General features: G+C 60.5%; 12 protein-coding genes. All 12 read right to left on the reverse strand.

Features of this window, described 5'->3' with window-relative positions; all coding sequences use genetic code 11:
• Position 1: 1 nt before the first annotated feature.
• The 12 genes from cysD to GC165_07320 all read right to left on the reverse strand — a co-directional run bounded on the left by cysD (position 2) and on the right by GC165_07320 (position 9,977).
• Positions 2-916: a sulfate adenylyltransferase subunit CysD gene (cysD, locus tag GC165_07265; GenBank protein MBI1332663.1), complete on the reverse strand. Its 915-nt coding sequence runs from the start codon at positions 914-916 to the stop codon at positions 2-4.
• Positions 916-1,719 carry a uroporphyrinogen-III C-methyltransferase gene (gene cobA / locus GC165_07270; protein MBI1332664.1) on the reverse strand — a complete coding sequence of 268 codons (804 nt, stop codon included), beginning with the start codon at positions 1,717-1,719 and terminating at the stop codon, positions 916-918. The genes cysD and cobA overlap by 1 nt, the downstream gene beginning before the upstream one ends.
• Entirely contained in the window at positions 1,716-2,384 is a 669-nt protein-coding gene (locus GC165_07275; protein MBI1332665.1) for a hypothetical protein, read from the reverse strand. Before GC165_07275 ends, cobA begins: the two co-directional genes overlap by 4 nt.
• The gene (locus tag GC165_07280; GenBank protein MBI1332666.1) at positions 2,381-3,994 is read right to left on the reverse strand and encodes a nitrite/sulfite reductase; all 1,614 of its coding nucleotides are present in this window, start codon (positions 3,992-3,994) and stop codon (positions 2,381-2,383) included. The genes GC165_07275 and GC165_07280 overlap by 4 nt, the downstream gene beginning before the upstream one ends.
• Positions 3,991-4,722: a phosphoadenylyl-sulfate reductase gene (locus GC165_07285; GenBank protein ID MBI1332667.1), complete on the reverse strand. Its 732-nt coding sequence runs from the start codon at positions 4,720-4,722 to the stop codon at positions 3,991-3,993. Before GC165_07285 ends, GC165_07280 begins: the two co-directional genes overlap by 4 nt.
• A 1-nt stretch (position 4,723) precedes the next feature.
• Positions 4,724-5,635, reverse strand: a complete 912-nt coding sequence (cysK, locus tag GC165_07290) for a cysteine synthase A (protein MBI1332668.1) — start codon at positions 5,633-5,635, stop codon at positions 4,724-4,726.
• Positions 5,636-5,651: 16 nt separating this feature from the next.
• A complete protein-coding gene (locus tag GC165_07295) occupies positions 5,652-6,479 on the reverse strand; it encodes a serine acetyltransferase (GenBank protein ID MBI1332669.1) in 828 nt (275 codons plus the stop codon).
• Positions 6,472-6,714, reverse strand: coding sequence for a 4Fe-4S dicluster domain-containing protein (locus GC165_07300; protein ID MBI1332670.1), 243 nt, complete (start codon positions 6,712-6,714; stop codon positions 6,472-6,474). Before GC165_07300 ends, GC165_07295 begins: the two co-directional genes overlap by 8 nt.
• 112 nt (positions 6,715-6,826) lie before the next feature.
• Positions 6,827-7,582, reverse strand: a complete 756-nt coding sequence (locus GC165_07305) for an ABC transporter permease subunit (protein ID MBI1332671.1) — start codon at positions 7,580-7,582, stop codon at positions 6,827-6,829.
• Complete coding sequence (locus tag GC165_07310; GenBank protein MBI1332672.1) at positions 7,579-8,364, reverse strand: ATP-binding cassette domain-containing protein; 786 nt, start codon at positions 8,362-8,364, stop codon at positions 7,579-7,581. Before GC165_07310 ends, GC165_07305 begins: the two co-directional genes overlap by 4 nt.
• Positions 8,361-9,401, reverse strand: coding sequence for an aliphatic sulfonate ABC transporter substrate-binding protein (locus GC165_07315; protein ID MBI1332673.1), 1,041 nt, complete (start codon positions 9,399-9,401; stop codon positions 8,361-8,363). The genes GC165_07310 and GC165_07315 overlap by 4 nt, the downstream gene beginning before the upstream one ends.
• Before the next feature lie 117 nt (positions 9,402-9,518).
• Positions 9,519-9,977, reverse strand: a complete 459-nt coding sequence (locus GC165_07320) for an Rrf2 family transcriptional regulator (GenBank protein ID MBI1332674.1) — start codon at positions 9,975-9,977, stop codon at positions 9,519-9,521.
• Between the last annotated feature and the right edge of the window lie 881 nt (positions 9,978-10,858).

Consider the following 10,858-nt stretch of genomic DNA (forward strand, 5'->3'; position numbering starts at 1 on the left):
CTCAGAAGTAGCCCAGTCGCTTGCGGTCCTCCATCGCCGCCTCGGATCGCTTGTCGTCGCCCCGCGTATTTCGCTCCGTCACGCGAGTCAAGCCAAGCTCGACGATCACCTCTTCGATGGTCCGTGCCCGAGACTCGATGGCCCCGGTACAGGTCGCGTCGCCGATGGTTCGGAACCGAACCTCCTTCTCCAAAACGGTCTCGCCGGGCAGGGCCGCCGTGTAAGGCGTGTCCGCATAGAGCACGCCTTGCCGCAATATCACGTGCCGACGATGGCTAAAGTACAGGCTTGGCATTTCGATTTCGCGGGCTGCGATATATCGCCAAATGTCAAGCTCGGTCCAGTTGCTGAGGGGGAACACTCGGAAGTGCTCGCCCGGATGCTTTCGGCCGTTGAACAGGCTCCAAAGTTCTGGTCGCTGGGCCTTGGGGTCCCATTGCCCAAACCGGTCTCTAAACGAGAAGAACCGCTCCTTGGCTCGCGCTTTTTCCTCGTCTCGGCGTGCGCCGCCCATCGCGGCGTCGGCCTTCAGGTCGGCAATCGCTTCCAGCAGGGTCTGCGTCTGCAGGCCGTTTCGGCTGGGGTGCGGCCCCGGCTCTTCCACGAGCCGCCCAGCGTCGATCAGTTCCTGCACCTGCTTCACCACGAGGTCGCATCCGAGCGACTCGGCAAACCGTTCGCGAAACGCCAAAGTCTCCTCGAAGTTGTGGCCGGTATCGACGTGCACCAGCTTGAACGGAACCCGGGCCGGAGCGAAGGCGCGCGCCGCCAAGTGTGCGAGCACGATCGAATCCTTCCCACCCGAAAAGAGGAGGATTGGCCGCTCAAACTGCCCGAAAACCTCGCGGATCACATAGATCGCTTCCGACTCTAACGCGCGAAGTCCGGCGTCGAGCGGTTGTCTCACTTGCGTCATCACCATCGGGCATCTCCCGCATGGCAAAGCTCCCTTGACAGCTCGCGTAGGAGGTCGTTTTTGGCCGTCGATGCCGACGCCAGTCGCTCTCGAATGCCGACGGTATCGCCTACCACGACGGTAGCGGGAGGGCGAACCTCCTTCGCTAAATCGACGATGGTCTCCAAAGTGCCGACGACCACTTCTTGCTCGGGCAAAGTCCCTTGCGAAACGATGGCAACCGGCGTTTTGGGCGACCGCCCGTAGCGAATCAAGTTCTCCACGATCACGGGCAGCCGCTCGACGCCCATCAGGAACACCGCCGTCGGAATCAGCGCCGCCGCCCGCCAGTTGTTCTCCTCCAGGCCGCTTTTCTGACCTTCCCGACCGGCAAAAACCGCAAACGCGCTCGCCACTCCGCGATGGCTGACCGGAATGCCTGCGCTTGCCGGAGCCGCGATCGCCGAGCTCACGCCCGGTACCACCGTAAACGAAAGACCTTCCGCCGCCAGGGCCAGCGCTTCCTCGCCGCCGCGTCCGAACACAAACGGATCGCCACCTTTCAGACGGACGACCGTTTTCCCTTTCCGGGCCCAAGCGATGAGGCGCTCGTTGATCGACTCCTGCCGATTGATGTTTCTTGCGCCAAGCTCTTTGCCGACGTACTCGCAGACCGCCTCTCGCGGCGCGTAGTCCAGCAACTCTGGATTCACCAGCCGGTCATAAAGAACCACCTCGGCCCGTCGCAGAGCGTCCGCCCCGCGAACCGTGATCAGTCCGGGATCGCCGGGACCGGCGCCGACGAGGTACACGTGGCCGCTCATGAGACCCTCCGTTGCCCAGCCGCTGCCGTGTCGAGCAGGCGCTCCATCTCGGCGTCCGCCGCCAACGCGTTTCCGTCGGCGATGAAGCCGGGAACCGCCGACGCCAACACGTCTTCCCAAAAGCTCTTGCGAACTCCGTAGCCGACCAATCGATCCTTGACCGCCGGTCGCCACGAGCCCAAGAACTCGGCCAACAAGCCGGCTTCCGGTTCCAAAATCTCGTTCGCAATGCGATTGCGAATCTTCTGAGCCAGCGCTGGACTGCAACCCGACGAGGACACCGCGACCTGCACCGGCCCGCGCCGAACCATTGCCGCCATGATGAAGTTGCAGTAGTCCGGGTCGTCAACCGCATTCGCCAGCCGGTTCAGGCGGTTTCCCGCCTCGTAGACCTCGCGGTTGACCTCCATGTCGTCCGTCGCGCCGATGACCAAAAAGAACGGCAAAACGTCTTCGGGCACAAACTCGCGAGCCAGCCACTCCACCTCGCCTGCCTCGTGCCAGTCCGAAATCGTGTCCAGCGCCTGGGGTGCGATCACAGTCACCCGTGCGCCCGCATCCTTCAGACCGGTGATCTTTTCGACCGCGATTGGACCACCGCCAACGACGAGGCACGAACGCCCCTCCAGGTGGAGGAACACCGAATGGTAGGTTGGGTAGCTCACTCTTCCTGGACTCCCACCTGCACCGGTGTATCGACCCCTTCGGCAAACGGAACTTGCATCAGCGCGGCGAGGTCGTCGTCCGAATTGCGATCCACAAACCCGCTAAAGTCCTCGTCGATCTCTCGCTGATCCAAATAACCGTTGATCAGATGCTCGATCGCATACTTCACCTGTGTCGCCGGGACCTTACGCCAAATCGGCCGAACGAACTTCGAGTCGCGTCCCAGTCGGCCGCCGAGCGAAATATCGTAGCCGTCGACCTTGTCGGTCCCCTGCTTCACCAAGCATCCCTGCAGGCCGATGTCCCCGATGTGGTGCTGGCCGCACGAGTTCGGACATCCGTTGAGGTTGATACGCAAAGGCTCGTCCAGCGAAACGGTTTCGTCCAAATGCTTCACGATTTCGATGAGCAGATTCTTTGTCTCCGTCAGGGCCAAATTGCAGAATTCGTTGCCGGTACACGCCACCGCCGCTCGCCGAATCGACGAGACTCGGTGATACAGTCCGGCCGCCTCCAGCTCCGTCAGAAACGCTTCCAATCGCGCTTCGGGGATATCCGAAAAGATCAGGTTTTGCTGGTTGGTCGTACGCAAAATGCCGTTGCCGTACTCTTCCGCCAGCCGCCCAGCTTCGATGAGTTGATCGCCGGTCATGCGTCCGGTCAGCACCACCGCCCCAACCCAGAAGAGCCCGGCTTGCTTCTGCTCGTGGACCCCCACGTGGTCGCGGAAGTTCTTTCGCGGATCGAGAACGTTCAGGGCCGGATCGGGCGACCAGTCGAGCCGAGCCCGCACTTCTTCCTCGAACTTCTCGATGCCCCATTCGGCGACGAGGAACTTGATGCGTGCCTTCTTGCGATTCTCGCGGTTCCCATAGTCGCGGAAGACTTCGGTCGCCGCCCGAAAAACGTCGACCAGTTTGTCGCACGGCACAAACATATTCATCTGCTGGGCAAAGAAGGGCCGCGAAGACAGTCCGCCGCCCACCCGAATGTGGAACCCGTTTTCGAACTCGCCGTTCGGAAGTTCGCGGCGGACGCCGGTCGCGGCGATGTCGTTGATCTCCGGCTGCGCGCAGTTCTCGGGGCATCCCGAAACCGCCAGCTTGTACTTTCGCGGCAGGTCGGAGAAGTCCTTGTTGTCTAAGAAGAACTGGTGTACGGCCTCGACATACGGCTGGGCGTCGAACACTTCGTGGGGGTCGATGCCCGCCACCGGACAGCCGGTCACGTTGCGCGGAATATCGCCGCAAGCGCCCGACGAGGTGATTCCGACCGAATCGAGACGAGCAAAGATGTCGGGAATGTCCTCGACCGTCAGCCAGTGGAACTGGAAGTTCTGCCGCGTGGTGATATCCGTGATACCCCGCGCATAGATGTTCGCGATCTCGCCGATCACCTTCGCCTGAGGGCTCGTGATGATGCCCCCCGGAATCTTGACTCGAAGCATGAAGTGGCCAACGTTCGGCTTCTGTTGGTACAGCCCGTACCAACGCATGCGCAGGAAGTCGTCGGGATCGATGGAATCGAACCCAGTTTTGGAGTAGCGAACGATGTCTTCCCAGACATCGAGACCGTCTTTTTCTTTCTTAATGCGTTCTGCGTCGTTCATGATCGTTGGATCCTTGAGTGCAAACCGCACTCTTTGTGCTCGGGAGCCTCCCACCACCAGCGGCCGGCTCGAATGTCTTCTCCCGGCTGAATCGCTCGCGTACAGGGTGCGCAGCCAATGCTGGGAAATCCTTGGTCGTGGAGAGCGTTGTAGGGCACGTTGTTTTGGCGGATGTATTCCCAAATCTGGGCCTCCGTCCAATCTGCCAGCGGGTTGAGCTTGACAATGCCCCCGTGGCTCTCATCGATTTCAATCTTGGGGAGCGACGTCCTCGTCACCGCCTGCTCGCGGCGAAGGCCCGTCACCCATCCGTCGCACCCGCTCAAAGCCCGTCGAAGCGGTTCGACCTTTCGAATGCCGCAACACTCCTTCCGGTTCTCGATGGACTCGTAGAAGGAATTCGGTCCCTTCACACTCAGCAGGCGCTGAATCCGTTCGGTATCTGGATAGTAGGTTTCAAACTCGATTCCGTACTTCGCCCGAAAGCGGTCCATCACCTCGTAGGTCTCTTGGTGCAGACGCCCGGTGTCCAGCACGAAGGGCACGATGCCGAGGCCGTTTCGGGAGACGATGTCCACCAGCGCGACGTCCTCTGCCCCAAAACTGCACGCCAGTCGAAGACGGTTTGGGAACCGCTCGACCGCCCACGCCAAAAGCTTTTCGGGCGTTTCGTGCTCGAAAAGCCGGTTCAGGTCTTCGATCTCGGTGACTTCTAGGAGGGTGCTCATGTCAAAAAAGGTCGTCGATCGACAGGTATCGCTCGCCAGTGTCGTAGTTGAAGGTCAGCACCCGGCTGCCATCGGGAATCTCGGGCAGTTTCTGGTTCACCGCGGCCAGGGATGCTCCCGTTGAAATGCCAACGAGCAAGCCTTCCTCCAGCGCCGCTCGGCGGGCAAAGCCGAAGGCGTCGGCCTCGTCGACCGGAATCGTTCCGTCCAAGATGTCGGTGTGAAGGTTCTGCGGAATGAACCCCGCGCCGATGCCCTGGAGGCGGTGCGGACTGGGGGACCCGCCCGAAATCACCGCCGACTTCGCCGGTTCGACGGCGAACACCTTGAGGTTCGGATAGCGGGTCTTCAGGACCTCGGCCACACCGGTGATGTGCCCGCCCGTGCCCACGCCGGTGATCACGTAATCCAGCCCTTCGGGAAAGTCGGCAAAGATTTCCTCCGCCGTCGTTCGCTTATGCACCGCAATGTTAGCCTCGTTGTCGAACTGGCTGGGAATCCAGGCGTTGGGTAGGGTTGCTGCCAGCTCTTGGGCTCGCGCGATCGCGCCGTTCATGCCTTTCTCGCGCGGCGTCAGCTCGAACTTCGCTCCGTAGGCCGACATCAGCTTGCGCCGCTCGACGGACATCGATTCGGGCATCACAAGGATGATTTCGTAGCCCTTGACCGCTGCGACCATCGCCAAACCGACGCCGGTATTGCCCGAAGTCGGCTCGACAAGGACGCTGTCGGGGCTCAAAATCCCCCGCTCTTCTGCGTCCTCGATCATCGAAAGGGCGATGCGGTCCTTGATGCTCCCGCCCGGGTTGGTACGCTCAAGCTTGATCCACACCTCGACATCGCGGTCAAAGAGGCGATTGATTTTGAGGTGGGGCGTATTGCCGATGAGGTTCAGTACTGATTCGCTTTTCAAAGTTAAAACTCCTGGGTTAGATGTTGAAATCGTGTAGTTCGTAGGTTGTTTGGTCGTTGGTGCTGCGCACCGTGTTGCGGTGGCTGACCACCGAGTGGGGAGGAATGCTTTCCGTGATCCAGCTATTGCCGCCGATGACGGAACCAGCGCCGATGCGGGTGTCGCCGCCCAAGATCGTTGCGTGGGCGTAAATCACCACCTCGTCCTCGATGGTTGGGTGGCGCTTCACCTTCGCCAGCCGTTTGTACACGTGGAGAGCCCCTAGCGTCACGCCTTGGTAAATCTTCACCCGGTCGCCGATCGTCGAGGTCTCGCCGATCACCACACCGGTGCCGTGGTCGAGGAAGAAGGACCGCCCAATCGATGCGCCCGGATGGATGTCCACCCCGCTTTGCCGATGGGCGTGCTCGCCCAATAGCCGCGGCAGGAGCGGCACGCCAAGCTCATACAGGGTGTGCGCGATCCGGTGGGTGGCGACGGCATAGAAGCCGGGGTAGGCGAGTATGATCTCATCCAGGCTCTCGGCCGCCGGGTCGTTTTGGTAAAACGCCTCGGCATCCTCCAGCAGAAGCTCGTAGACGTTCGGCAGAGCCGCCAAGAAGGACTCGGCGATCTCCAACCCTACGGTGGGGTAGGTCTCGCGCAGGTCCCTAAGAGCCTCGTTCAACTGCACTTTCAGCAGGTCGTATCGGTTCTCGATGCGAACTCCATCCTGGGCAAAATGAGGAAAGAGGAGCGAGAGCGAACTCGCCACAAATCGGTTGGACCAGGCGCGAAGATCCGACCGGTATGGGTACCGGGCGTGCGCTTCTGCCAGTCGGTCGGTAAAGGCGGTCTCAGTCACGTTTGTAGCCGTTCTCACGGTTGAGATCGATGTAGTGCCGCCAGTTCTCGGGCACTTCGCTGTCGATCATGATGGCGTTGACCGGGCACTCCGACTCGCAAAGTCCGCAGTCGATGCACTCCTCGGGGTTGATGTAAACCATGTCCTCCCCTTCGTAAATGCAGTCGACGGGGCAGACCGTGACGCAGGACTTATCCTTGACTCCGATGCAGGGTTCTAAAACGACGTAGGGCATATCGATTTTCCGGTTGGGTGAAGTGAGGCGGCAACGGCGCGGCCCAAGGTTTGGCGAGAAGCAAGTGACTCGACGCGTCGTCGAAGTCGAATCACGGAAACAGAAAAGGTCGTCATGATGTGGCAAACCCCCAACGCTGACGAACATGGGTCTCGAGCGGACGGAAGAACAGATGCTCCGCCCCCAACCCCAGCGCCATGATGACGATCATCACCGCCAGCACCTGGCTCATATCCGCCAGTTCGCGCCCCATCATCAAGATGTGCCCCAGGCCGAGGCTGACGAACAGCAGTTCGCCGCTCATCAATGCGCGCCAGGCATACGACCAGCCCAGCTTCGCCGCCGTCAGCAGGGCGGGTTGGGAAGCCGGAATCAGCACTTCGGTGTAGGTTCGCAAGGGCGAGGTGCCCATGGTTCGCGCCGCCCGGAGGTAACTCGGCGGAAGATGGCGAACGCCATCCTTGACCGCCATCGCGATGGAAACCAGCGACCCCATGACGATGACGAACAGGATCGCGCGGTCATTCAGCCCAAACCAAAGCAAGGCCAGAGGGAGCCAGCAGATGCTGGGCAACGTCTGAAATGCGCTGACCAGCGCCCCCACCGTATCCTCGATCCATGCGACCTGGGCCAGCAGGGCTCCCAACGGCAGCCCGATCCCCAGCGAGATCGCATAGCCCAGGCACACCCGCCTCAGGCTCACAATCGTCGCATTCAGGAGCGTGCCGTCCCGACCGAGGTCCGCCAGGGTTCCCGCCACCTTGGCCGGCGACGGAAACAGCGTCGAATCCCAGATCTGACGCTGGGCCACAAACGCCCACGCGGCGATGAGGAAGACGAAAAACAGGGCGGTGCGGAGCGCCTTCATATGTACATCGCCTCCGACACATCGTCGATGCCGATGCCGTACTTCATCTCCATCGAGATGCGCTTGGCCAGCCGAGCCACGTCTGCGTCGTCCACTTGACGCGGCCGCAGAATGCGAACGTCGAAAATCGACTGAATACGCCCGGGTCGGGGCGTCATCAAAACGACTCGGTCGCCGAGCGTCACCGCCTCGCGGACGTTGTGGGTCACGAAGATCACACTCGTCGCCGAAGCCTGCCAAAGCTCCTGCATTTGGTCGTACAGGTCCTCCCGCGTCAGCGCATCGAGGGCGGAAAACGGCTCGTCCATCAAAACCACTTTCGGATTGGTGACCAGCGCCCGAGCGATCGCCACCCGCTGCCGCATGCCACCCGAAAGCTCGTGGATGTTCCGATTCTCGAACCCTGCGAGTCCGACGTTGGCCAGAAATTCGCTTGCCCGCTCCGCTCGCTCTTTGTCCGAGACGCCCAACTGGCGAAGCCCAAACTCGACGTTCTTCTGCACCGTCAGCCAAGGAAAAAGCGCGCCGTCCTGGAATACGACGGCTCGGTCCGGCCCCGGACCTTCGATCGGCCGCCCATCGATCGTCAGCAGCCCCGAATCCACTTTTTCAAGGCCGGCGATCACGTTAAGCAAGGTCGATTTCCCGCACCCGGACGGCCCAACCAGCATCACAATTTCGCCTGGCTCGACCTCTAACGAAACATCCGAGAGAGCCTGGACCACATGCCCACGACTGCTAAAAGTCTTGTTGACGCCTTCGATCACCAGTTGAGAACTCATCGTTGGCGATCCTTGCGCGCTCGCGTGAGAGCTTGCGTATCGATCAATCCTGAAAGGCTGACCTCGGACGGCTTTTGGTACCCCGCTACCGTCGCGGCTTTTGCAAAGCTGTCGATGCTCTCCTCGTTCGGGTCCTCGCTGAACAAAACATGCGACCAAGCCTCGTTCAGCACGTCGCCCTCCAGCGCCTTGCCCGTCAGCCGCTTCAGCTCCGAGTTGACCGCCACCTTGGCCTCCGCATCGTGTTGCCGAATCCATTCGAGGGTGTCGAGGTGGGCCCGCAAGACGTTGGTCACGACATCCGGGTGGGCGTCGGCAAACTCGGCACGGACCACCAGCACCGTTGTGCTGAACTTCCCTTCCGGCCAAAGATCGCGCTCGTCGACGACGGTCTTAGCTCCCGCCTCCTTCTTGATGCGGGCCGCCCAGGGTTCGGGGACCCAGGCCGCGTCAACCTGTTTTTGGAGAAAGAGAGCGAGAATGTCGGGGTTTTTGATCGGCGCAATCTCGACCGTGCCCCCGCGCTCTTTTGCCCGTAGGCCGTTCTGACTGAGGAAATAGCGGCAAGAAACGTCCTGGGTTCCGCCAAGCTGAGGCACCGCCACGCGCTTGCCGTCCAAATCGCGGACGCCGGAGATTTGGACATCGGCCCGCCGAATCAGCGACGCGCCACCCAGGCACGCCCCCGAGATGATCCGCAACGCCTTCCCGTTGGATTTCAGATAGGCATTGACCGCCGGACTGGGGCCGACGAAGCTAAAGTCGATTTCTTTGGCCAAGAGCGCTTCGATCGCCTCGGGTCCCGCGTTGACCACCATCGGTTCCACCCGGTAGCCCGCCAGGTCCCGTTGCCAAATCCCTTTTCCGATCCCGATCAGACCGGGCGCGTGGGTGATGTTGGGAAAGTAGGCAACGCGAATCGCTCCGCTTTTGCCCCGGCTAGCGGCCGGAGCATCCTTCGGACCCAGGAAGATCAGCCCCGCCGATACGGCGAAGAGGGTGAGCGCGGGCAACCCAAGCTGACTTCCGAAATTCATCGTCTCTCCAGAATAGACTATTTAGTCCATAGAGTATTAGATTAAACCTCAATACGGCACAAATGGCCTACGAATTCGATTTGAAAGTTAACAAACGAAGGAAAATCGGCGCGACGCCTAAATGATGTAATTGAGAATCTCGTCCTGGCCTTCGTCAGCTTTGCGCTGTCGATCGCGAAGATCGGCGAAGGTCGTTTCGTTCAGGACTCCCAGCATCGCCTTGGCGACTTCGTCGAGGGCGTTGCGGATGGCGCAGGTCGACGGGTTTGGACAACCACAATCGTTAAAGTTGCCGGACACATTGCAGCTCAAATCGACAACGGCGCCGTCCATGGCGGCAAGGACTTGACCGAGGGTGATGTCCTCGGGAGCCACCGCCAGGCAGTAGCCGCCGCCCGGCCCTTTTCGACTGGTGAGGAAGCCGGCCTGCTTGAGATCGAGCAGAATCTGCTGGAGATATTTGAGGGGCACCTTTTGCCGGTCGGCGATATCCTGAATGAGGATCGGCCCTCCCGGATACTGAAGACTGAGGTCCAAGAGAGCCCGCGTGGCATACCGGGCTCGGCTCGACAGCATAGATGGATTATAGCTCCCCTGGTTCGTGGGTGGTCGGTTAGGTGGACGACATCTTCTCGCTTGCGGTGGCCATGTCTTTGTGGGACGGGACGATTGAGGGCAAGGGCTTTCTACTTTCTGCCGAACCCACTTTGGGGGTGCTCAAGCCTGCTTCGCTGGCTGGTAGGGCCCATTCCCTCTCCGGTTTCTCGCAATGCGAAAAAGGGAGGGGAAAATCCATTGTCGTGACCGATCAAAGGAGTGCGGCCCATTGGGAGGGTGGGCATCCTGCCCACCATAGTTTGACGCGGCCCTGGTAAAGACGTCTGCCTTTTTGCCGAAGTCCGAGGTTGGAGGGTCACCAGTGCTGGGTAGTAGGCGTCACGCCCGCCAGGAAGACAAGTATACGAAAGGAGTGCGGGGTGCAAATCAATGAATCCTCCCCACCGCTTCACTGCGTTCAGCGACTCCCCCCGGGAAGTAGCGTGGCTAGTACGCTTGAACGAAGTTCATACCAATTCGCCATTTTGGAATAGTCCGTGTATGGTGATGCACCGACCAGACTCCGGATTCCGAATAACCGCGCTACTCCCTGGTCCGCAATGGAGCCTGCCTTTGTGGCAGGATTCATGTGGAGTGGCTGAGCCGACCTTAGGCGAAGCCGTAAGCCTTAAGCCTTAAGCCTTAAGCCTTAAGCCTTAAGCCTTCGTAAAACGAGGCTATCCCTTGGCGAAGGGATCGGTGAGAGAATCGAACCGTGGGATAGATGACAAACCTCCGCAATAACAAGAGAACCACGCGGGAGTGTCTGAGATTAAGGGACTGCTCGGTCGAAAAGAGGCCATCGACTATCCCCCGGTTCGATTCTCTCACCGGCCACTACATTTCTGCCTTTGTGGCAG

Source organism: Armatimonadota bacterium (assembly GCA_016125185.1).
Classification (GTDB): Bacteria; Armatimonadota; Fimbriimonadia; order Fimbriimonadales; family Fimbriimonadaceae; genus Fimbriimonas.

Excerpts from the sequence above, each read along its gene's own strand:
- cysD (MBI1332663.1), bottom strand. The coding sequence starts at position 916 with ATGACGCAAGTGAGACAACCGCTCGACGCCGGACTTCGCGCGTTAGAG.
- cobA (MBI1332664.1), bottom strand. The coding sequence starts at position 1,719 with ATGAGCGGCCACGTGTACCTCGTCGGCGCCGGTCCCGGCGATCCCGGA.
- GC165_07280 (MBI1332666.1), bottom strand. The coding sequence starts at position 3,994 with ATGAACGACGCAGAACGCATTAAGAAAGAAAAAGACGGTCTCGATGTC.
- GC165_07285 (MBI1332667.1), bottom strand. The coding sequence starts at position 4,722 with ATGAGCACCCTCCTAGAAGTCACCGAGATCGAAGACCTGAACCGGCTT.
- GC165_07300 (MBI1332670.1), bottom strand. The coding sequence starts at position 6,714 with ATGCCCTACGTCGTTTTAGAACCCTGCATCGGAGTCAAGGATAAGTCC.
- GC165_07305 (MBI1332671.1), bottom strand. The coding sequence starts at position 7,582 with ATGAAGGCGCTCCGCACCGCCCTGTTTTTCGTCTTCCTCATCGCCGCG.
- GC165_07310 (MBI1332672.1), bottom strand. The coding sequence starts at position 8,364 with ATGAGTTCTCAACTGGTGATCGAAGGCGTCAACAAGACTTTTAGCAGT.
- GC165_07315 (MBI1332673.1), bottom strand. The coding sequence starts at position 9,401 with ATGAATTTCGGAAGTCAGCTTGGGTTGCCCGCGCTCACCCTCTTCGCC.
- GC165_07320 (MBI1332674.1), bottom strand. The coding sequence starts at position 9,977 with ATGCTGTCGAGCCGAGCCCGGTATGCCACGCGGGCTCTCTTGGACCTC.